Source organism: Sphingopyxis sp. (assembly GCF_051861155.1).
Classification (GTDB): Bacteria; Pseudomonadota; Alphaproteobacteria; order Sphingomonadales; family Sphingomonadaceae; genus Sphingopyxis.
This window is the reverse complement of the sequence record NZ_JBHYDE010000001.1, coordinates 347,025-368,180: the sequence shown is the minus strand read 5'-3', so window position 1 is coordinate 368,180 and position 21,156 is coordinate 347,025. Positions and strand designations below refer to the sequence as shown.

Here is a 21,156-nt window from a genome sequence, read left to right as displayed (position 1 = left end):
CAGGAGTGAAACAGTGATGATGTCGGGGAAGCGGCGCAGGCGCCTTGTTTCGGGATGGCTGCTCGGCGCGATGCTGGCGGTTCCGGTTTATGCGAAAGCGCAGCAGCTGCCCGCCATCTTGTCCGACCGCACGGTGGCGGCGGCGAACCCGCTGCCCGATTTCAGCTATGCCGGCTATGGCTTTGGCCTTGCGCCGATCCCCACCGATAGCGGGACGATCGTCGATGTCACCGACCATGGCGCGGTTGCCGACGACGGGCTCGACGACACCAAGGCGGTGCTGCGCGCGCTGGCGGCGGCGAATGCGGTGCCGGGCAAGGTGACGCTGCGTTTTCCCAAAGGGCGGACGCAGATCACCGAAGTGCTGCGGATCACGCGCAGCGACATTGTTCTCGATGGCGCGGGCAGCGGCCCGGGCGGCAGCGAGCTGTGGTTCCCGCGCCCGCTCAAGATCATCGATAACAGCAGCGATTTCGACGAGCTGCGCGACTATCTGGTGCGCGAGAAGAAGCAGCAGGTCGAGCCCGAGCAGAATATCGACTATCTGTTCACCGAATATAGCTGGGCCGGGGGGATGATCGTTGTCCGGCCCGAAGCGACCCGGCCGGTGTCGTATGACGGCAGCAAGGATGTTCGCGACCCGCTGCTGGCCAATGGCGTATCGGGGAAGCAATTTGGCCGCGCCCTGACCGTCGACGATCCCGCGAAGCTGCGGGTCGGCGACGTCGTGCAGCTGCAATGGTTTTCTGTCGATGGCCCGCGCAGCCAGATTTTGAAGTCGCTCTATGGCGACACCGACCTGCCGATCGGATCGCATCACTGGACCTCGCCGAAACGCCCGGTGGTCGCGCAGATGACGCGCATTGCGGCGATCCGCGGGCGCATAGTGACGCTGGGCGACCCGCTGCTCCACGACGTCCGCGCCGATCAGCCCGCAGTGCTCGCCAAGTGGAAACATCTGACCAACGTCGGCATCCAGAATCTGCGGCTGCAATTTCCCGAATCGCCGTCGTTCGGCCATCATCTGGAGCAGGGATATAACGGCATCTATATGACCGGGGTGTTCGACGGCTGGATCAAGGATCTGGTGATCGACCGGTCGGACAGCGGCATCCTGACCGACAATGCCGCGAATTTGACCATCGCCGACGTCACCACCACCGGCGACCGCCGCGCCCATTATTCGGTGCATGTCGGCGCGGTGCACAATGCGCTGGTCAAGGATCTGAAAGTTGAAAATCCGGTGATCCATCCGCTCAGCGTCAACACCCGCTCGACGCGGTCGGTGTTCCTGCGCGCGGTTGTGACCCGCGACGCGATCATCGATCAGCACAGCGGGTCGAACCATCAGAATCTGTTCGACCAGATCGTGATGCACATCGATCCGAAACCGGCGAAGGCCGGCTGGGAATATCAATTGTGGGTCGGCGGCGGTGCGCCTTATTGGAAGCCGGGGCACGGCCTTTACAACACCTTGTGGAACGCGCGGCTGGTGATCCCCGACAGCGTCCCCGCCGACGCAATGGTGCGGATTACCAGCGGGCTGGAGGGGCCGGGCGAACGGATCGTCGGGCTGCACGCCAACCGCGCGATCGACGTGCGCTACACCCCGGCACCCTATATCGCGGGAACCGGGCAGGCGGTCGCCGCGGCGCCGTCGCTGTACGACTATCAGCTCGCCCGGCGGCGGCGCTGATCGCCTCAGGACTTGGGCGGCGCGACCGACTGGCGCTGGATGAAGGTCGAGTTCAGCACCCCGTTATCGCTCTCATCGACTTTCGTCGCGAGCGGCAGGAAGTCAGGGACGAGCGTCTTGGCGGCGCGCACCCCCATCTCGCGGATCGGCCAGCGCACCGTGCTGAGTGCGGGCCAGATATGCGTCGCGGTCGGGCTGTCGTCGAAACCGATGATCGACAGCGCGCCGGGGACATCGATGCGCTTGGCGTGCGCAACGCTCATCACCCCGGCGGCCATTTCGTCGTTCGAACAGAAGATCGCGGTCGGCGGCTCGGGCAGCGATAGCAAAGCCTCACCCGCCTCGATCCCGGCGGTGTAGCGATAATTGCCCGGCGCGTTGAGCGCCGCAGGCAGGTCGAGCCCGGCCTCGGCCAACGCCTCCATGAACCCCTTTTCACGCTCGGCAGCGGAGCGAAAGCCGACCGGCCCGCGCACAAAGCCGATGCGGCGATGGCCCAGTGCGATCAGTGCGCGCACCGCCTCGGCGACGACTTCGCGGTCGTTCGACGACACGCAATGCTTGGCATCGTCGAGCGGCGCCGAACCGATGCGGACATAGCGCACCCCCAGATCTTCGCAGAGCGCCGCAAGATCGTCATTCTCCGAGATCGGCGGCAACAGCAGCGCGCCGATCGGCCGCTGTTTTTCAAGGAAGGTGCGAACGTCGCCGAGCAGGCCGTCCGACCCGCGATCGACCGGGCGGACGAGCAGCGCCAGATCGCTGTCCTTGATCGCGTCGAGCACGCCCTGCTGAAAGTTCAGCACCGTCTGCGCATTGGGGTTGTCGTGGAGCAGCGCGATCAGGAAATTGCGCCGGAACGCCAGCGCGCGCGCCTGCGGATTGGGGACAAAGCCCAGCGTCTCGATCGCCTGCTCGACCGCCTTGCGCGTCTTTTCGGTGAGGAATTCGGAGCGGTTGATGACCCGGCTGACGGTCTTTTTCGATACCCCGGCAAGCGCGGCGACATCGTTGATCGTCGGCTGCTTGCCGCCCGCCCCCTTTTTCTGTGCCGTCATATGCGTCTTATCCTCTGCGGGTTCGGGTCGCTGTCCCGCCATTCGTCTTTTGTGATGGGCGTTCGGCGCCCCGAAATCAACCGCGACAACCGCCATCTGGCGAAAACTGATACCGGTGTCCAGATCAGCTGCTGGTCCCGAGGCAAGGCGATATTGACACCGGTTACCAAAATGACTAGCTTGTCGCAAAACCAGCAAAGGAACCGGATCATGAAGATCGCGCTGATCACCGAAAACAGCCAGGCCGCCAAAAACGCCATCATCCACGACGCGCTGACCATTGTCGCCGAGCCGCTGGGCCATGAGGTGTTCAATTACGGCATGTATTCGGCGGACGACACGGCGTCGCTGACCTACGTCATGAACGGGCTGCTGGCGGGCATCCTGCTCAATTCGAAGGCCGCGGATTTTGTGGTGACGGGTTGCGGCACCGGCATGGGTTCGATGCTCGCGTGCAACGCGATGCCGGGCGTTTTTTGCGGCCTGGTGATCGATCCGACCGACGCCTTTCTGTTCGGGCAGATCAATGACGGCAACGCCATGTCGATGCCCTATGCCAAGGGCTTCGGCTGGGCGGCCGAGCTCAATTTGCAGGACGTCTATCGCAAGCTGTTCGATGGCGAGCGCGGTCTTGGTTATCCCAAGGAGCGCGCCGAAATCATGCGGACGAACCGCGGCATCTTGAAGGATCTGAAAGCCGCGTCGTGCAACGACATGCTCACGGTGCTGAAGACGGTCGATCAGGATCTGCTGCGCGCGGCGATCGCGGGCGAGAAGTTCGCAGAGTATTTCTACGCCAATTCGCAGGACGACGCGATCAGCGCCTATCTGAAGAGCGTTTCCGCGGAGCGGGCGCTCGCCTGACATGACCGGACTGTTCGACCTAACGGGCAAGGTCGCGCTCGTGACCGGCGCCAACACCGGCATCGGGCAGGGTATCGCACTCGCACTCGCCGAAGCGGGGGCCGACATCGCCGCCGCGGGGCGTTCGCCCGCCGACGAAACGGTCGGCAAGGTGCGCGCCCTTGGCCGGAAGGGCGAAAATTTCGCTGCCGATCTGTCGAGTGTCGGCGCGGTGCAGCCGCTGGTCGATGCGGTGCTCGCCGAATTTGGGCGCATCGACATCTTGGTCAACAATGCCGGGATTATCCGCCGCGCCGACGCGGTCGACTTCACCGAGGCCGATTGGGACGCGGTGATGGACACCAACCTCAAGACCCTGTTCTTCCTCTGCCAGGCGGCGGGAAAGCACATGATCGCGCGCGGATCGGGCAAGATCATCAACATCGCCTCGATGCTGACCTTTCAGGGCGGCATCCGTGTGCCGAGCTATACCGCGTCGAAATCGGGGGTCGGCGGGCTGACCAAACTGCTCGCGAACGAATGGGCGGCCAAGGGCGTGCAGGTCAACGCGATCGCGCCCGGCTATATCGCGACGAACAACACCGCGGCGTTGCAGTCGGACGAGACGCGCAACCGCCAGATCATGGAGCGTATCCCGGCGGGGCGCTGGGGGGATCCCAGCGACATCGGCGGTGCCGCACTGTTCCTGGCATCATCGGCGTCGGATTATGTGCAGGGCCATATCCTCGCCGTCGACGGCGGCTGGCTCGCGCGCTAGGCTGAAATAATCACCGTAGCCCTGAGCCTGTCGAAGGGCGCCTATCCGAGAAGTGCCCTTCGACAAGCTCAGGGCGACGGTTGAGATACAAACCGCATAGGCGGCGAACGGAGTGAGGATGGCGCAAGGCAAGCTAGTCTTTTTCGGCGAATTGCTGATCCGCCTGACCGCGCCGGGCAACGAGCTGTTGATGCAGTCGCCGTCGCTGGCGCTCCACGTCGGCGGGGCGGAGGCGAATGTCGCGATCGGCCTCGCGCATCTTGGCCATGATTGTGCGATGGTCAGCCATGTTCCGGACAATGCGCTGGGCCGCGGCGCGGTTGCGGCGGTGCGCGGCGGCGGTGTCGACTGCGCTGCGGTCACCAGCGGCCCCGGGCGTATGGGGCTGTATTTCCTGAGCGTTGGGGCGGGGCTGCGGTCGTCCGAAATCGTCTATGACCGCGCCGGGTCGAGCTTTGCGGCGACCGCTGCCGACGATTATGACTGGGACACGCTGCTCGCGGGAGCGCGCTTGCTCCACCTGTCGGGCATCACCCCCGCGCTCGGGCCGCGTTCGGCCGCAGCGGCACTGGCCGCGGCGCGGGCGGCAAAGCGGCTCGGCGTACCCGTCAGCTTCGACGGCAATTACCGCGCGATGCTGTGGGAGGCGTGGGACAGCGACCCGCGCGCGGTCCTGTCCGAACTCATCGGACTCACCGACATTCTTTTCGGCAATCACCGCGACCTGTCGCTCGTCCTCGGCCGCGACTTTTCGGGCGAGGGCGCCGATCGGCGGCGCGACGCGGCGGAAGCGGGTTTTGCCGCTTTCCCCGATCTCAAACTGATCGCGTCGACCGCGCGCCACACCGTCACCGCCGATCACCACCGCATCGCGGCACGCGTCGATCTGCGCGGCGGCGGCCACCAGACCGACGAGATCGACGTCACCGGCATCGTCGACCGCATCGGCGCCGGCGACGCTTTTGCCGCCGGGGTGCTCCACGCGCATCTGGCGGGCGGCGATGCGCGGGCCATGGCCGCCAGCGGCCTTGCGCTCACCGCGCTCAAACATTCGCTGCCCGGCGACGCCAGCCGCTTTGGGCAGGCCGATATCGATGCCTTCCACGGCGGCGGGCTGGATGTCCGGCGCTAAGCTGACGCGGCGCGGCTTGCTCGCCGCCAGCGCGGCGTCGCTGCTTTCGCCCGCGGTCGCCAAGGCCGAGATTTTTATGCCGATAACGCATGTTGGCGGCGTCAAAGCCCCTGACGGTGCTTACCGGTCGGGGTGTTTTCGCGACTTTGGTTCGGACGGCCAGGCCTGGGCCTTCACCGGCATCCGCTACGCCCGCGCCGCGCGCTTTGCGGCGCCGGTTGCGGTGACCAGGGCCGAGCAGTTGAACGGCGACAATTTCGGCCCAGCCTGTCCGCAGGCGGGCGAACGCTACCAGCCGCAGGGCGAGGATTGCCTGTTCCTCAACGTCTGGACGCCCGGCGCTGCGGATAAGCGCAAGCGCCCGGTGATGGTCTATTTCCACGGCGGCGCTTATTCGACCGGCAGCGTCACCGATCCGGTCAACGATGGCGCGATGCTGGCCGCGCGCGGCGATGTCGTGGTCGTCACCGTCAACCATCGGCTCAACGCGCTCGGCTATCTCTATCTCGCGCGGCTCGACCCGCGCTTTCCCGACAGCGGCAATGCGGGGCAGCTCGACCTGATCCTCGCGCTGCAATGGGTCCGCCGCAATATCGCGGCGTTCGGCGGCGACCCCGCCAATGTCACGCTGTTCGGCCAATCGGGCGGCGGCGCCAAGATCGCGACGCTGATGGCGATACCCGCGGCGAAGGGCTTGTTCCACAAGGCGATCACGATGAGCGGGCAGCAGGTCACCGCCTCGGGTCCGCTCAACGCGACGAAGCGCGCCGCGGCGTTCCTTGCGAAGCTGGGCGACGGCGTCGATCCCGCCGCTGCGCCGGTCGAACAGATCATCGCGGCGCTGGCGGCAACCGATCCGATCCTCGGCGGCGGAGTGTATATGGGGCCGGTGCTCGACATGCGGCACCTCGTGCGCCACCCCTTCTGGCCCGACGCCGCGCCGCAATCGAACGGCATCCCGATGATGCTCGGCAACACGGTGCTGGAGACGCGCGCCTTTTATGCACCCGACGGCAAGCAGCTTGCAGGGCTCAATTTCGACAACCTCGCCGCGCGGATTGCGCCCGAAATGCGCATCGACGCGCATCCCGAATGGGTCGTGGGTCAGTTCCGCGCGCGCTATCCGCGGGCTGCACCGCTCGACCTGTTCCACCGCATCGTCACCGCGGCGCGCAGCTGGCGCGGGCAGATCGAAGAGGCTGAGGCGCGCGCACGCGCGGGCGCCCCGGCGTTCGTCTATCAGCTCGATTTCGAGGCTGCCAAACACACCGACGACATCGGGCTCAGCTTCGGGACGATTCCCGATCCGACGGCGGCACAACAGGCGATGAGCGACAGGCTGATGGACGCTTTCGTCCGTTTTGCGCGTAGCGGCGATCCGGGCTGGCCCGCCTATGATTTGCAGCGGCGGCAGACGATGGTGTTTGATACCGACAGCCGGGTTGAAAATGATCCGCGGAAGTGGGAGCGCGAGCTGTTCGCGCGGGTGCCGTATATTCAGCCGGGTAGCTGAAGAGCATTCGCCCTTTCAATCGCCGGGATGACGGATTGGTTAGATGATCCCGTGCGACCCGAGCCAGTTCCACAGCAGGTCGGGCCAGATTGCAACCGGCAGTCCCGCGGTTTTCATCAGCCCGAAACCATGCTCGCCGCGCTCGAAGAAATGCGCCTCGCATGGCGCACCGACGCCGCGGGTTGCCTCGCGCAAGCGAACGCTGTTCGCGACCTTGACGACGCTGTCGTCCTCGGCATGGAGCAGCCACAGCGGCGGCTGGTCGGCGCGGACGTTGCGTTCGGGCGAATAAAGTTTCTCGCGCGCGGCATCGGGATTCGCACCGATCAGTTTCTCGCGGCTCACCGCATGCGCGATCGCCGGATCCATCGACACCACGGGATAGATGGCCGCGACTGCGTCGGGACGCGCCGACAGCGCATCGGCGGCATCGACCGGCGCATAAACGCTGGCGTCGAAGCGCGTGAGCAGGCTGGTCGCAACCTGCCCGCCCGCCGAAAAGCCGCCGAAAGCGATGCGCGCCGGATCGATACCGTCGAGCCTGGCGCGGCTGCGAACGATCCGCATCGCGCGCTGCGCATCGGTGAGGGGGATGTCGGACCCGTTTGTCCAGCCGTCGCCGGGCAGGCGGTAAAACAGGACATAGACGGTGACGCCGCGCTCCTTCAACCAGCGCGCGAGTTCATAACCTTCCTTGTCGATCACGACATAGCGATAGCCGCCGCCGGGGGCGAGGATTACCGCCGCGCCATTCGGCTTGGTGGGGCGGAAGATGTCGAGTCGCGGGCGGCTGACGCCTTGCAGCATGCGGTCGCTGGCGTTCGGATCGTCGCTGCGCTGGACGATTTGTTCGACCAGGCCGGGCGGCGGCGTCAAACGACCCGCGGGCCAGAGGGCGACGCTCGCGTCGGGGACAAGCCCGGCGGGCCGCGTCCACGCCGCCTGCGCCGCGGCGCTCGCGAACGGCAGCGCGAGGCTGGCGGTGAGCAAGTTGCGCCGATCGATGGGCATCTACTTGGCCGCCTTGTTCGGATAGGCGATGATCAGCACCAACGGTTCGCCGCCGGTCTGGCGGATGCCGACCCGTGCGCCCTTGTAAAGCCACGCCGCGGTTCCCGCCTTCAGCTCCTTTTCTGCGCCGTCCGAATGGACGATACCGGTGCCCGACAGCACATAATAAATCTCGTCATGGTCGATCGGGTGAATGCCGATCGCGGCGCCGACATGCAGCGCACGCTTGCGGAATTCGAAGCTGCGCGGCGCGGGGATCGCATCGCTGATCCGGTGGGCGGTGGACATACCGATCGCGCCGTGCGGCGACGGTTCTTCGCGCACCGTCGCCGCCTCGTCGATCACGATCATCGCAGGCGCGTCGGCCCCGGTGAGGAGCAGCGCGGCGAGCCACATCGTCACTGGCCCGTCCGCGAAGCGCGATCGCGCGGCGACAATATTTCCTGCGGCATCGGCGCGGTCTGGCCGGGGTACAGCCCCGATCGCGGCTCCATCGTCGCCAGATCCCAGTCGCCCTCAACAAAGCGCGCGCGCACCGCCTCCTTAACCTTGGGATATGCGCTGACCTCCTTCTCGTCGTCGATCACTTCGCCGCGCCCTTCGGCGACGAAAAACAGCACCCGAATTTCTTCGGCGTCGCGCGCCCATGGCCGCGCGCCGGCGCTGGCGAGCACTGATGTTTCGACATCGCGCACCTGCAGGATCTTGTAGCCCGCGAGCGGCGCGAGCGGCGCCTTGGCGCGGATCAGCTTTGCCTGCGTTTCGCCATAGCGGCCGAACTCGGGCAGCGCCGCGCCGTGGCGATCGACGAGCAGATTGTCCTTGCCATAATAGGCGAGGTCACCGTCGCCGCCGAGCATGAGGAAGGGCAGGCTCGCATCGGTGTCGTTGCCGCCGCGCATCACATTGCCGACCGCGGTAATCTCGCCGGTCACATAGGGCTGGCCGACCCATTCGAGGTTCATCAGGTTGTAATGCACCGCACGGTGCTGGGGATTATAGATCAGATTGTTGATCATCAGTGCCTGTGCGCCGCCCTTGATCAGCGGGTTGCGCTCGACATTATGCGCCCAGACATTGCGGTAAAAGACGATGCCGGTCGCATTGTCGTGGATCAGCGATCCCTTGCTGTGCTCGCCCTTGGGATGGCTCGCATCGGCCAACCCTTCGGCGGCGAGGTTGTTCGAGAAGGTGATGTTGCGGCTCGTCCCCGCGCGCCATTCGGCCACCGTCTTGCCGGTGAAGCGCGGGCCCGACGCCGACATATTTTCGTCGATCCCCCACATGAGCGTGCAATGATCGACGATGACATTGTGCGCCGCGACGGTGGCAAAGGCATCGGCCTCCCACCCGCTGCGTTTCGGCTGGCCATCGACCCCGGTGTAGATGCGCAGGTGGCGGATCACGACGTCGTGCGTCTTCACGTCGATGCCGGTGCGGATCAGCGTGATCCCCGGTCCGGGCGCGGTCTGCCCCGCGATCGTCAGAAACGGATGGGTGATGCTGATTGTCGTGCGGCCCATGTCGATGACGCCGCCAACCTCGAACACGATAATGCGCGGCCCCGGGGTTTCGATCGCCGCCTTCAGCGATCCCGGGCCGTCGGGCGCGAGCGTCGTCACGCGCAGGATCTGACCGCCGCGTCCGCCGACGGTGTGCGCGGCGGGCCCGACCGCGCCGGGGAACGCCAGCGGCGCCGCATCGACGGCAAGCGCCGCGCTTGCGGGCACGGCAAACGTCAGCAAAAGCGCGGCCAGCCAAGGCTTTTTGGGCATCCCGTCTCTCCATTTCTTTGGGGTATTGACACGGTTGATCCAATCCCTCTATCTTCCTGACACCGGTTACCCCAATCGGTCAACGAGAAAATAGTCCAAGGGAGAGGGTTATTGCCGGGCCAGTCGCAACCGACGACGGCCCCGCCATCACTCTCGAAAATTTCCGACCAGGCGATCGCGCCGATTTGTCTGGTCTTGCAAAGTAACCGGTGTCATTTCTTGCCAAAGCGAGAAGGGCGGCCGATCAAGGGAGGATGATAATGGCTATTCATGCAACGCGGGGCCTTCGCGCTTTGACCAAATTGGCGTGCGGCGCTTCGCTTGCCGCGCTGGCGGTGTCGCCGGCCTACGCCCAGGATCCAGCCGCGGCTGAAACGGTCGGCGAAGCAGTCGCGACCGAAGACGAAATTGTCGTCACCGGTTTCCGCGCCTCGCTCGACAAGGCGCTCGACGTCAAGCGCGAATCGGTCGCCGCAGTCGATGCGATCGTTGCTGAAGACATCGCCAAATTCCCCGACCAGAACCTCGCCGAATCGCTGCAACGTATTCCCGGCATCACCATCCAGCGCGACGGCGGCGAAGGCCGCGGGATCACGGTGCGCGGCCTGGGTTCACAATTCACCCGCGTCCGCGTCAACGGGCTTGAAACCGTCGCGACCTCGACCGACGGCGCCTCGGCCAACCGTGACCGCGCGTTCGACTTCAACGTCTTTGCCTCCGAACTGTTCAGCTCGATCGTCGTCCACAAGACCGCGTCGGCCGAACTCGACGAAGGCTCGCTCGGTGCCGTCGTCGACCTCAACACCGGCAACCCGCTGGCGGGCAAGAGCGGCTTCACCGCGGCGCTGTCGGCGCAGGGCAGCTATAACGACCTGTCGGACAAGGTCGGCCCGCGCGTTGCCGGTTTGCTCAGCTGGGTCAACGACGCCGGCACGCTCGGCTTTGCCGTATCGGCCGCCTATTCGGACCAGAAGACGCTCGAGCTGGGCAACAATACGGTGCGCTGGGCGCAGGCGCGCTTCGATTCGGTCAACGGCACGCCGTGCTGGACGACCACCGCGACCAGCGGCATCGGCGTCGCCAATTCGGGCGGCGTCTATACCAACAGCCGCGTCGCCGCTTGCGACCAGGTGGCGCTCGCCTTTCACCCGCGCATCCCGCGTTATGGCGAGATCGCGCACGACAAAAAGCGGCTGGGGGTCACCGGATCGATCCAGTTCGCGCCGACCGACGCGACCAAGATTTCGCTCGATGCACTGTTCTCCAGCTTCAAGCACCAGCGCCGCGAGCGCTGGGGCGAGGTGCTGCTGCGCAGCAACGAACGCTCGATCAACGTCCGGGACTATGTGATCGACGGCGACAATAATATGATCTCGGCGACGCTCGACGACGCGTGGGTCCGCACCGAACATTATCTGCGCCAGGCGAAGACCGAATTTTATCAGTTCGGCGGCAGCTGGGATCAGGACGTCAGCGACAATTTCCGCTTCACCCTGCTTGGCGGCCTGTCGAAATCGACCGCGTCGATCCCGCTTGAAACCACGCTCGTGTTCGACGACCGCGACGCGCAGGGCTATCGCTACGATTACACCGACATGGCGAACCCGGTGCTGACCTTTGGCACCAGCGTCACCAACCCGGCCAATTTCCAGCTCGCCGAAATCCGTGACCGCCCGTCCGAGGTCGAAAACAAGTTCCGCACCGCGCAGCTGCGCACCGAATGGGACGTTACCGAGGGTTTCACGGTCAAGGCGGGCGGCGTCTATCGCCGCTTCGATTTCAGCAGCATCGCCTTCACCCGCGACACCGTGGTGTGCGGCAATGGCGGGGTCGACCGCGTTCTCGGCACGCTGACCTGTTCGCCGTCGTCGGCGTTCGGCCCGACCGCCATCTATGGCTTCCCGGTGACGTCGTCGCTGGCCGAGCTGTTCACGCTCGGCAAGGCGGGGCAGCCCGCGGGGACCACCACCGAATGGCTCGTTCCCAATCTGGAAGCCGGAACCGCCTTCACCGGGCTTTACAACCGCACCCCTGCACTCGACGCCGGCAACAACCGCAGCGTGCGCGAAGAGGTGACCGGCGGCTATCTGCAATTCGATGCCAAGGGCGAGCTGGGCGGGCTTGAGTATGCGCTCAACGCCGGCATCCGCTATGTCCACACCGACCAGACGTCGAGCGGGATCAGCAGCGGCACCGCGGTGACCGTCGAACGCAGCTATGAAGACTGGCTGCCGTCGATGAACCTGGCGCTGTTCCCGCACGAAGACATCATCATCCGCGCCGCGGTCGCCGATGTGATGACGCGCCCGACGCTCGGCAACCTGACCCCGGGCGGGACGGTCGACGGCTTCAACTACCGGATCAACTACGGCAATCCTTTCCTCGATCCGTTCCGCGCCACCGCTTATGACCTGGCGTTCGAATGGTATTTTGCGCCGCAGTCGATTTTCTCGGTCGCGCTGTTCAAAAAGGATATTGCGAGCTTCCCGGTCGCGACAACGACCAGCGGCACCTTTGCCTCGACCGGTCTGCCGACGTCGATCATTCCGCCGAGCAGCCCCGCGGCGATCAACCCCGAGGGTCAGCTGTGGACGATCAACTCGATCGGCAATGGCGAGGGCGCGAGCCTGAAGGGCGTCGAAGTGTCGCTGCAGGCGCCGTTCAGCTTCCTGCCGGGCTTCCTTTCGAACTTTGGCGGCATCGTCAACGCGACCTTCATCGACTCGAACGCCGATTATTCGGTGGCAGGGCCGTCGGTCGTTCCCGGCGGCGCCAATGTCGGTGCGATCCGCAACGGCACGCTCTTCAACCTGTCGAAGCGCGCCTATAACGGCACGCTCTATTATGACGACGGCAAGTTCAGCGCCCGCGCCTCGATCAGCTATCGCAGCCGCTACGCCGACGCCAACAGCGGCACGGGGAACGTGTTTGAAGGCTATGGTTCGACGATCAACGTCGATGCGTCGATGCGCTACGCGATCACCGACAATATCGAATTGTCGGTTGAGGGCATCAATCTGACTGACGAATATCGCTATCGCTTCACCGACATCGACGCGAACCGCAATTACGAGAATAATCATTTCGGCCGCACCTTCCTGTTCGGCGCGCGCGTCAAGATTTGACGCGTCATAAAGGTTAGTCCCGGTGAGGCCCGGTCTTCGCTTGCGGGGGCCGGGCCTTTCTTTTTTCGAGGAGAGCAAAGTGACCGATCGCCGCGATATGCTGAAGCTTGCCGGGACGGGGCTGGCCGGCGCGATGATCGGTGGGTTTGCGCTGCCGGGCGCGGCGACGGCTCAGTCGAAGCCGCCAGCCGCCGCTGTACCGCCATGGGCAAAAGGCTTCGACGGCCAACGTCAGGCCGATCTCGGCGACGGACGCTTCCTCAATCCGATCATGGCCGGCGACCATCCCGACCCGTCGATCCTGAAGGACGGCGCCGACTATTACATGACCTTTTCGACCTTTGACTCCTATCCTGGGCTGGTGATCTGGCATTCGCGCGACCTGGTGAACTGGCGCCCGATCGGCCCCGCGCTCACCCGCAATATCGGCTCGGTATGGGCGCCCGAGCTGTGCAAGCATGGCGGGCGCTATTTCCTCTACATCCCGACCAAGGGTCCGAACACGAGCTGGGTGATCTGGGCCGACAAGATCGAGGGGCCATGGAGCGATCCGGTCGATCTCGATCTGCCGCATCATATCGATCCCGGCCATGCGGTCGGCGAAGACGGCTCACGCTGGCTGTTCCTCTCGGGCGGCGACCGCGTCCGCCTGTCCGACGACGGGCTCAGCCGCGTCGGCGAACCCGAACATGTCTATGATCCGTGGCGCTACCCCGCCGACTGGGTGGTCGAGGGCTTTGCTCCCGAAGGGCCAAAGATCACGCGGCATGGAGACTATTATTACATGATCACCGCGGTCGGCGGCACCGCAGGCCCGCCCACCGGCCATATGGTGATCGCCGCGCGGTCGAAATCGATCCATGGGCCGTGGGAAAATTGCCCCGCGAACCCGCTCGTCCGCACCACTTCGGCGGCCGAAAAATGGTGGTCGCGCGGCCATGCGACCTTGGTCGAGGGCCCGGCGGGTGACTGGTGGAGCGTCTATCACGGGTATGAGAATGGCTATTGGACCTTGGGCCGACAGGCGTTGCTCGACCCGATCGAATGGACCGACGACGGCTGGTTCCGGATGACCGGCAGCGACCTGTCGCAGCCGATCGCCAAGCCGAAGGGCGGCGTGGCGGGTCCGCACGGTATGGCGCTGTCGGACGATTTCAGCACGCTGGCGCTCGGCGCGAAATGGAATTTCTTCAAGCCCGCTCCCGACGAGCGCAGCCGCGCGCGGGTCAAAGATGGCGCGCTGATGCTGATCGCGCGCGGCAAGGCGCCGGTCGATTCGTCGCCCTTGCTGCTGATCGCGGGCGACCAAGCCTATCGCTTCGAATGCGATATCGAGGTCGCGCCCGGCGGGACGGCGGGGCTGATCCTTTTCTACGATGAGAAGCTCTATTGCGGCCTTGGCTTTGATGGCGAGCGATTCGTCACCCACCAATATGGTATCGAACGCGCCCGCCCGACCAACCCGCATGGCAGCAGGATGCGGATGCGCGTCACCAACGACCGCCATATCATCACCTATGACACCAGCGGCGACGGCGGGAAGACCTGGGTCCGCTTCGACCGCGGCATGGAGGTGTCAGGGTATCACCACAATGTTCGCGGCGGGTTCCTGATGCTGCGTCCCGGTCTTTATTCGGCGGGAGCGGGCGAGGCGCGGTTCCGCAATTTCACCTTCCGCGCGCTGGGTTAAAGCGTCACGCCCGATTTCCAGATCGCGATGTCGCGTTCGTCATTGGCTTCGGCCTTGGTCGGCTGCCCCGAAGCGGTGGCGACGATCAGGTCAAGCAGTGCGTCCGACGCCGCATCGAAACCGTCGCCGATTACCATCCCGGCGTCGAAGTCGATCCATCCCGTCTTGCGCGCCGCCAGTTCGTGGTTCGAGGCGATTTTCAGCGTCGGCGCCGGGAAGCCGAGCGGGGTGCCGCGGCCGGTGGTGAACAGGATGATCGTCGCGCCCGCGGCGGTCAGCGCGGTCGACGAGACCGCGTCGTTGCCCGGCGCCTCGAGCAACGTCAGCCCGGGCAGTGCCGCCTCGCCGCCGTAACGCTGGACATCGACCAGCGGAACTTGGCCGCCCTTCTGTACCGCGCCGAGCGATTTTTCCTCGAGCGTCGTGATCCCGCCGGCGATGTTGCCCGGCGATGGATTCTCGCTCACCGGCTCGCCATTGCGGGTGAAATAGGCCTTGAAATCCTGCACCAGCTGCGCCGTCCGGTCAAAGACGTCATGCGACACCGCGCGGTCCATCAGCAGCTGTTCGGCGCCGAAAATTTCGGGAATTTCGGTGAGGATCACCTTGCCGTCGGCCGCGGCAACGGCGTCGGCCATCCGCCCGACCAGCGGATTGGCGGTCAGCCCCGACAATCCGTCGGACCCGCCGCATTTGACCCCAAGTGTGAGTGCGGACAGCGGGGTGGGCGTGCGCGGGGTCTCGGCGCACGCTTCGACCAGCTCGTCGACAAGCATCAGGCATGCGGCTTCGTCGTCGTCGACCGCTTGCGCCGACAAAGTGCGGATATGGCCGCGGCGGCTCGCCGGGATGGTATCAAGCAACGCGGTGAGCTGGTTGCTCTCACAGCCTAACCCGACGATCAGCACGCCGCCCGCATTGGGGTGCTGCGCCAGCGCGGCGAGCAGCCCGCGCGTGTGGCCCAGATCGTCGCCGAGCTGCGAACAGCCGAATGGATGCTTGAAGGCCTGGATGCCATCGACGCGCCCGGCGTGGCGCGCGCCCGCAATCCGGGCGACGCGCGCCGCCAGATTGCCGACGCAGCCGACGGTCGGCAGGATCCATATCTCGTTGCGCGTCCCGACGCGCCCATCGGCGCGGGTATAGCCCATGAAGCCGTGCGCGGGCGGAGTGAGCGGCGGGGCGGCAAGCGGCGGCGCATAGACATAGTCGTCGCGACCGGTGAGCGCGGTCGCCAGATTATGGCTATGGACATGCGCGCCTACACCAATGTCGGCGGTCGCTGTGCCGATCGGGAAGCCATATTTGATGACGCTGGCGCCGCGCGCGATCGGGGCCAGCGCCAGCTTGTGCCCGCGCAAGATCGGCTCGGCGACGGTCAACCGCTGCGCGCCGACGGCGACCAGACTGTCCGCCGCCAGGTCGGCGAGCGCGGTGGCGACGTTGTCAGCCGCATGGATTCGGATCGCATCGGTCATCTGTCGTTTTCCACCCTCGTTCGCGACGCCCTGATCGCTGCCCCTTCCGCGCGACCCACATGCGGCTCGGCTGCCGCCAAAAGCCGTCATTTTCTCATCGTCGCCAGCTATTCGCTTGCTTTTGACACCGGTGTCTCTTAGACGGTTTCGCGGAAGAGGGAAATCACAAAGATGCTGGCAACCCCTGAACAAGAAAATATCGCCCGCGCGTTTCTGGCCGCTCGCGCCGAAAAGACACCGCTTACCTTGTATCCGGGCGAGATGCCGCAAACGATGGCCGACGCCTATGCGATCCAGGGCGCGGCGATCGGTTTCGACGGTCGGCGGATCGGCGGCTGGAAGGTTGGGCGGATCGCCCCCGAACTTGTCGAGCGCTTTGGCGGCGAGCGCATCGCCGGGCCCATTTTTGCTGACGAGATCGCGGCCGACGGCGCCGCCATGCCGGTCTATGCGGGCGGTTTTGCCGCGGCCGAGGCCGAAGTGCTGCTTTGTCTGGGCGATGTCGGCGATCGCGACCACGACATCGAATCGATCCGCGACTGCATCACCAAGGTGCGAACCGGGATCGAAATCGCCAGCTCGCCCTTTCCCGACATCAACCGCCATGGCCCCGCGGTCACCGCGTCGGACTATGGCAACAACAAGGGGCTGGTGCTGGGACCGCCGATCCCCGGCTGGCGCGAGCGCGACCTGATCACCATGCCGGTCGCAATGACGATCGACGGCGTGTCGGTGGGCGCGGCGACGATGGAAGCCATGCTCGACGGGCCGTTCGGATCGGCGCTGTTCCTGATCCGCACCCTGCGCGCACGCGGCATCACCATCGCGCCCGGCACCTGGGTGTCGGCGGGCGCGATCACCGGGGTGCACGAAATTGCGGTGGGCCAACGCGCCGAAGCGCTGTTCGACGGAAAAATCCGCGTCGGCTGCTCGATTACCGGCTACTAAACCATAACGGGAGAGAATGATGGCACAGGCATATGCGAACGGAGGGACGGCGCTGCCGGTGCCGCGGGCGGGTCGTTACCGCTGGCTGATCATCGCGCTGCTCTTTGCCGCGACGACGGTCAATTATATCGACCGCACGATGCTCGGTCTGCTCGCGCCGGTTCTCGGCGATGAGCTCGGCTGGAGCGAGAATGACTATGGCAACATCGTCACCGCCTTCCAGGCCGCCTATGCGATGGGCTTTCTGCTCATGGGCTGGCTGATCGACCGCTTCGGTCCCAAGATCGGTTACAGCATCGCGATCACCATTTGGACGATCGGCCATGTCGCACATGGCTTTGCCGGGTCGGTCGCGTCGTTCATGGCGGCGCGCGTCATATTGGGGGTGGGTGAGGCGGGGCATTTCCCGTCGGTCGTCCGCGCCAGCAGCGAATGGTTCCCGCAAAAGGAACGCTCCTACGCGATCGGCTGGGTCAACAGCGCAACCACCATCGGCGTGATCCTGACCGCCCCGACGATCTGGCTGTTCATGGTCTGGATGGGATTCGACTGGCGCCAGACCTTTATCTACAGCGGTGCCTTTGGCGTCGTTCTGCTGGTGCTCTGGCTCTGGCTCTACAGCAACCCGCGCGAAAGCGGCAAGGTGAGCGAGGCCGAGCTGGCGTGGATCGAACATGATCCGCCCGAACAGGTCGAGCGCCTCGGCTGGTCGAAAATCGTCACCAAGCGCGAAGCCTGGGCGTTTGCGATCGCCAAATTCCTGACCGACCCGGTGTGGTTCCTGATGCTGTTCTGGCTGCCCAAATATTTCAGCAGCACCTATGACGTCGACCTCAAGGTCGTGCTGTTGCCGATGATCATCATGTACCTGCTGTCCGACGTCGGCAGCATCGTCGGCGGCTGGGTGTCGTCGAAGCTGATCCAGAACGGCCACAGCGTCAATTTTGCGCGCAAGATCACGATGATCGGCGCGGGCTGCTGCGTCCTGCCGTTGCTGTTCGTGACGGGTCTCGACAATATGTGGCTCGCAGTGGTGCTGATCGGCATCGCGCTCGCCGGGCATCAGGCGTTCTCGTCGACGATCCTGTCGATCCCGCCCGACATGTTCCCCAAACGCGCGGTCGGGTCGGTGATCGGCCTCGGCGGCTTCATGGGCGGCGTCGGCGGGATGATCATGGCGAAATCGACCGGGCTGGTGCTCGATGCGACGGGGGGCAATTACACGCTGATCTTTGCCGCGTGCACGACGGTCTATTTCCTCGCGGTGTTCGCGGTCCACCTGCTCAGCCCGAAGCTGGCGCCGGTGCGCGTCGAAAGCGAGACGGCGCCCGCATGACCCGGCCGCTGATCCTGCACCCCGACCGGCTGTTCCCGTCCGATTCCGACCAGCGTGCCATCGCGCGGCGGCTTTACACGGAAGTCGCGGACCTGCCGATCATCAGCCCGCACGGGCATACCGATCCGGCATGGTTTGCGGGCAATGCGCCGTTCGGCAACGCCGCCGAACTGCTGCTCCACCCCGACCATTATGTGTTCCGGATGCTCTATTCGCAGGGCGTCTCGCTCGACGCGCTGGGCATCCGCAACCCGGATGCCGATCCGCGCGAGAGCTGGCGTCTGTTCGCCGAACGCTATCACCTGTTCCGCGGCACCCCGTCGCGAATATGGATGGACTGGGTGTTCGCCGCAGCGTTCGGGATCGACGTGCAGTTCGATGCGGCGACATCCGATCTCTACTACGACCGCATTACCGAAGCACTGGCGACCGACGCCTTCCGCCCGCGCGCCTTGTTCGACCGCTTCGGGATCGAGGTGATCGCGACGACCGAAAGCCCGCTCGATACGCTTGAGCATCACGGCGTGATCCGCACCGCCAATGCCAGCGGCGAGTGGGGCGGGCGCGTCATCACCGCCTATCGCCCCGACCCGGTCGTCGATCCCGAATTCGAGGGTTTCTACGCTAATCTTGCGCGCTTCTCTGACCTGTCGGGCGAGGATGCGTACAGCTACGCCGGCTATCTCGCCGCCCACCGCAACCGCCGCGGCTTCTTTGCGGAAATGGGCGCGACGTCGACCGATCACGGCCACCCGACCGCGGCGACCGCGGACCTCACGAGGACCGAGGCCGAGGCCTTGTTCGCCCGCGTCACACGCGGCGAGGTGAGCGCCGCCGATGCCGAGCTGTTCCGCGCCCACATGCTGACGGTGATGGCAGGGATGAGCCTCGACGACGGGCTGGTGATGCAAATCCACCCCGGCGCCTTCCGCAACCATAATCGCTGGCTGTTCGACCATTATGGCCGCGACAAGGGCGCCGATATTCCCACCAGCACCGACTATGTCCATGCGCTGCGTCCGCTGCTCGGCAAATATGGCAATGACGCCGCGCTGACGATCATCCTCTTCACCCTCGACGAGACAAGCTACGCGAGAGAGCTGGCGCCGCTCGCGGGTCATTATCCGGCATTGAAGCTCGGCCCCGCCTGGTGGTTCCACGACAGCCCCGAAGGGATGCGGCGCTTCCGGAATCAGATGACCGAGACCGCGGGTTTCTACAACAGTGTCGGTTTCAACGACGACACCCGCGCCTTCCTGTCGATCCCCGCGCGCCACGACGTCGCGCGCCGCATCGACTGCGGCTTTCTCGCGCAGCTCGTCGCCGAACACCGGATGGAAGAATGGGAGGCGGCCGAGCTCGCCGCCGACCTCAGCTACAATCTCGCCAAGGCGGCCTACAGACTGTGAGGCTTGGCCGCGACACGCCCCTCCCGGCGTCGGTGCAGGCGCCGGGCTACGACCGCGCGGCGCAGGCCGCGGGGATCGTCCATATCGGAATCGGCGCGTTCCACCGCGCGCATCAGGCGGTCTATACCGACGACGCGATGACCGCGGGCGACCGCAACTGGGGTATCGTCGGCGTGTCGCTGCGTTCGGGCGACGTCGCGGCGCAGCTGAACCCGCAGGACGGGCTTTACACGGTCAGCACGCGCGGCGTTCAGGGCAGTCAATTGCTTCTGGTCGGCGCAGTGCAGCAGGTGCTCGTCGCGTCCGAAAATTCGCAAGCGGTGATCGATGCCATCGCCGCGCCGACAACGCATATCGTCAGCTTCACGGTGACCGAGAAGGGATATCTGCGTGGGGCCGACGGGGCGCTCGACCTTGCGGCGGCGAAAGGGCCGTCCAGCCTCTACCGCTTTGTCGGCGCCGGTCTTGCCGCGCGCAGGGCGGCCGGGCTGCCCGGCCTGACTTTGCTCAGCTGCGACAATCTGGCGAGCAATGGCGCGGTGCTGGGCCGCCTGATGCGCGACTATCTTGCCGCGGAGCACCCCGACCTTGTCGGCTGGTTCGACAGCGCATGCCGCTGCCCCGCAACGATGATCGACCGTATCGTTCCCGCGACGACCGACGGCGACCGTGCGGCGGTCGAGACGGCACTCGGCGCGCGCGACGAGGGGGCGGTGGTCACCGAAGGCTTCAGCCAATGGGTGATCGAGAATGATTTTGCCGGCCCGCGCCCGCGCTGGGAAGCGGCCGGGGCCGCGCTGGTCGCCGACGTCGCGCCCTATGAAACGGCAAAGCTGCGCATGCTCAACGGTGCGCATTCGGCGCTCGCCTATATCGGGCTGGGGCGGGGGCATGACTATGTCCATCAGGCGATTGCCGATCCCGCCGTCCGCCCGATTATCGAACGGCTGATGCGCGATGAAGCCGCGCCGACGATCGACGCCGCGCCAGGGCAGGATCTGTCCGCCTATGCCGACGCCCTGCTCGACCGTTTCGCCAATCCGGCGCTGCACCATCGGCTGATCCAGATCGCGATGGACGGCAGCCAGAAGATTCCCCAGCGCTGGCTGGAAACGCTGGCATGGCATCAGGAACGCGGGGCACGTTGCCCGTCGCTTGAGGTGGCGGTGGCGGCGTGGATTGCGTTCCTGCGGAGCGATCATCCGATCGATGATCCGCTGGCGGAACAACTGCGTGAAGCTGCGGCGGGGCCGGATGCGATGGACAGGCTGTTCGGCGAGGGCGGCCTGATCGCCTCGGTGTGGCGACCGGAAGTTAAATAGCCGCCGTGTCCCCGCGAAGGCGGGGATCCATCACCAGTGCGT

Annotated in this window: 16 protein-coding genes; 11 read left to right on the top strand and 5 right to left on the bottom strand. The window is 65.5% G+C overall.

Annotated elements, in window-relative coordinates:
* Positions 1-16: 16 nt before the first annotated feature.
* Positions 17-1,696 (top strand): hypothetical protein, encoded by a 1,680-nt coding sequence (locus ACTIFP_RS01765; protein WP_439567004.1) that lies wholly within the window; start codon positions 17-19, stop codon positions 1,694-1,696.
* Positions 1,697-1,701: 5 nt separating this feature from the next.
* Here ACTIFP_RS01765 and ACTIFP_RS01760 read toward each other — a convergent pair whose 3' ends face one another.
* Positions 1,702-2,754: a LacI family DNA-binding transcriptional regulator gene (locus ACTIFP_RS01760; RefSeq protein WP_439567003.1), complete on the bottom strand. Its 1,053-nt coding sequence runs from the start codon at positions 2,752-2,754 to the stop codon at positions 1,702-1,704.
* 210 nt (positions 2,755-2,964) lie between these two features.
* On the opposite strand from ACTIFP_RS01760, the gene ACTIFP_RS01755 reads away from it, so the two are divergent.
* The 4 genes from ACTIFP_RS01755 to ACTIFP_RS01740 all read left to right on the top strand — a co-directional run bounded on the left by ACTIFP_RS01755 (position 2,965) and on the right by ACTIFP_RS01740 (position 7,020).
* On the top strand, positions 2,965-3,618 hold the full coding sequence (locus tag ACTIFP_RS01755) for an RpiB/LacA/LacB family sugar-phosphate isomerase (RefSeq protein WP_439567002.1): 654 nt from the start codon (positions 2,965-2,967) through the stop codon (positions 3,616-3,618).
* Position 3,619: 1 nt separating this feature from the next.
* Positions 3,620-4,375 carry a 2-dehydro-3-deoxy-D-gluconate 5-dehydrogenase KduD gene (gene kduD, locus ACTIFP_RS01750; RefSeq protein ID WP_439567001.1) on the top strand — a complete coding sequence of 252 codons (756 nt, stop codon included), beginning with the start codon at positions 3,620-3,622 and terminating at the stop codon, positions 4,373-4,375.
* Between the two features lie 118 nt (positions 4,376-4,493).
* Complete coding sequence (locus ACTIFP_RS01745) at positions 4,494-5,507, top strand: sugar kinase (protein WP_439567000.1); 1,014 nt, start codon at positions 4,494-4,496, stop codon at positions 5,505-5,507.
* Positions 5,494-7,020 (top strand): carboxylesterase/lipase family protein, encoded by a 1,527-nt coding sequence (locus ACTIFP_RS01740; RefSeq protein ID WP_439566999.1) that lies wholly within the window; start codon positions 5,494-5,496, stop codon positions 7,018-7,020. Before ACTIFP_RS01745 ends, ACTIFP_RS01740 begins: the two co-directional genes overlap by 14 nt.
* A 39-nt stretch (positions 7,021-7,059) precedes the next feature.
* Here the strand turns inward: ACTIFP_RS01740 and ACTIFP_RS01735 are convergent, their stop codons facing one another.
* The 3 genes from ACTIFP_RS01735 to ACTIFP_RS01725 are packed head-to-tail and all read right to left on the bottom strand — an operon-like array spanning position 7,060 to position 9,806.
* Entirely contained in the window at positions 7,060-8,031 is a 972-nt protein-coding gene (locus tag ACTIFP_RS01735; RefSeq protein WP_439566998.1) for an alpha/beta hydrolase, read from the bottom strand.
* Positions 8,032-8,427 carry a cupin domain-containing protein gene (locus ACTIFP_RS01730; protein ID WP_439567287.1) on the bottom strand — a complete coding sequence of 132 codons (396 nt, stop codon included), beginning with the start codon at positions 8,425-8,427 and terminating at the stop codon, positions 8,032-8,034.
* 2 nt (positions 8,428-8,429) lie between these two features.
* Entirely contained in the window at positions 8,430-9,806 is a 1,377-nt protein-coding gene (locus tag ACTIFP_RS01725) for a pectate lyase family protein (protein WP_439566997.1), read from the bottom strand.
* A 254-nt stretch (positions 9,807-10,060) separates the two neighbouring features.
* Between ACTIFP_RS01725 and ACTIFP_RS01720 the strand changes: the two genes are divergently transcribed.
* Positions 10,061-12,931: a TonB-dependent receptor gene (locus ACTIFP_RS01720; protein WP_439566996.1), complete on the top strand. Its 2,871-nt coding sequence runs from the start codon at positions 10,061-10,063 to the stop codon at positions 12,929-12,931.
* 133 nt (positions 12,932-13,064) lie between these two features.
* Positions 13,065-14,621 (top strand): family 43 glycosylhydrolase, encoded by a 1,557-nt coding sequence (locus ACTIFP_RS01715; protein WP_439567286.1) that lies wholly within the window; start codon positions 13,065-13,067, stop codon positions 14,619-14,621.
* Here the strand turns inward: ACTIFP_RS01715 and ACTIFP_RS01710 are convergent.
* Positions 14,618-16,099: a UxaA family hydrolase gene (locus ACTIFP_RS01710; RefSeq protein ID WP_439566995.1), complete on the bottom strand. Its 1,482-nt coding sequence runs from the start codon at positions 16,097-16,099 to the stop codon at positions 14,618-14,620. The genes ACTIFP_RS01715 and ACTIFP_RS01710 overlap by 4 nt on opposite strands.
* Before the next feature lie 171 nt (positions 16,100-16,270).
* Here ACTIFP_RS01710 and ACTIFP_RS01705 point away from each other — a divergent pair, with 171 nt between their 5' ends.
* Genes ACTIFP_RS01705 through ACTIFP_RS01690 form a run of 4 tightly spaced genes read left to right on the top strand, consistent with a single transcriptional unit; the run spans position 16,271 to position 21,114 of the window.
* The gene (locus ACTIFP_RS01705) at positions 16,271-17,047 is read left to right on the top strand and encodes a 2-keto-4-pentenoate hydratase (protein WP_439566994.1); all 777 of its coding nucleotides are present in this window, start codon (positions 16,271-16,273) and stop codon (positions 17,045-17,047) included.
* 19 nt (positions 17,048-17,066) lie between these two features.
* A complete protein-coding gene (locus ACTIFP_RS01700; protein WP_439566993.1) occupies positions 17,067-18,383 on the top strand; it encodes an MFS transporter in 1,317 nt (438 codons plus the stop codon).
* Positions 18,380-19,792, top strand: a complete 1,413-nt coding sequence (uxaC, locus tag ACTIFP_RS01695; protein ID WP_439566992.1) for a glucuronate isomerase — start codon at positions 18,380-18,382, stop codon at positions 19,790-19,792. Before ACTIFP_RS01700 ends, uxaC begins: the two co-directional genes overlap by 4 nt.
* Positions 19,789-21,114: a mannitol dehydrogenase family protein gene (locus ACTIFP_RS01690; RefSeq protein ID WP_439566991.1), complete on the top strand. Its 1,326-nt coding sequence runs from the start codon at positions 19,789-19,791 to the stop codon at positions 21,112-21,114. Before uxaC ends, ACTIFP_RS01690 begins: the two co-directional genes overlap by 4 nt.
* Positions 21,115-21,156 lie beyond the last annotated feature (42 nt).

Excerpts from the sequence above, each read along its gene's own strand:
- ACTIFP_RS01730 (WP_439567287.1), bottom strand. The coding sequence starts at position 8,427 with ATGTGGCTCGCCGCGCTGCTCCTCACCGGGGCCGACGCGCCTGCGATG.
- uxaC (WP_439566992.1), top strand. The coding sequence starts at position 18,380 with ATGACCCGGCCGCTGATCCTGCACCCCGACCGGCTGTTCCCGTCCGAT.
- ACTIFP_RS01715 (WP_439567286.1), top strand. The coding sequence starts at position 13,065 with ATGATCGGTGGGTTTGCGCTGCCGGGCGCGGCGACGGCTCAGTCGAAG.
- ACTIFP_RS01705 (WP_439566994.1), top strand. The coding sequence starts at position 16,271 with ATGCTGGCAACCCCTGAACAAGAAAATATCGCCCGCGCGTTTCTGGCC.
- ACTIFP_RS01720 (WP_439566996.1), top strand. The coding sequence starts at position 10,061 with ATGATAATGGCTATTCATGCAACGCGGGGCCTTCGCGCTTTGACCAAA.
- ACTIFP_RS01735 (WP_439566998.1), bottom strand. The coding sequence starts at position 8,031 with ATGCCCATCGATCGGCGCAACTTGCTCACCGCCAGCCTCGCGCTGCCG.
- ACTIFP_RS01725 (WP_439566997.1), bottom strand. The coding sequence starts at position 9,806 with ATGCCCAAAAAGCCTTGGCTGGCCGCGCTTTTGCTGACGTTTGCCGTG.
- ACTIFP_RS01760 (WP_439567003.1), bottom strand. The coding sequence starts at position 2,754 with ATGACGGCACAGAAAAAGGGGGCGGGCGGCAAGCAGCCGACGATCAAC.
- ACTIFP_RS01700 (WP_439566993.1), top strand. The coding sequence starts at position 17,067 with ATGGCACAGGCATATGCGAACGGAGGGACGGCGCTGCCGGTGCCGCGG.
- kduD (WP_439567001.1), top strand. The coding sequence starts at position 3,620 with ATGACCGGACTGTTCGACCTAACGGGCAAGGTCGCGCTCGTGACCGGC.
- ACTIFP_RS01710 (WP_439566995.1), bottom strand. The coding sequence starts at position 16,099 with ATGACCGATGCGATCCGAATCCATGCGGCTGACAACGTCGCCACCGCG.
- ACTIFP_RS01765 (WP_439567004.1), top strand. The coding sequence starts at position 17 with ATGATGTCGGGGAAGCGGCGCAGGCGCCTTGTTTCGGGATGGCTGCTC.
- ACTIFP_RS01740 (WP_439566999.1), top strand. The coding sequence starts at position 5,494 with ATGTCCGGCGCTAAGCTGACGCGGCGCGGCTTGCTCGCCGCCAGCGCG.
- ACTIFP_RS01755 (WP_439567002.1), top strand. The coding sequence starts at position 2,965 with ATGAAGATCGCGCTGATCACCGAAAACAGCCAGGCCGCCAAAAACGCC.
- ACTIFP_RS01745 (WP_439567000.1), top strand. The coding sequence starts at position 4,494 with ATGGCGCAAGGCAAGCTAGTCTTTTTCGGCGAATTGCTGATCCGCCTG.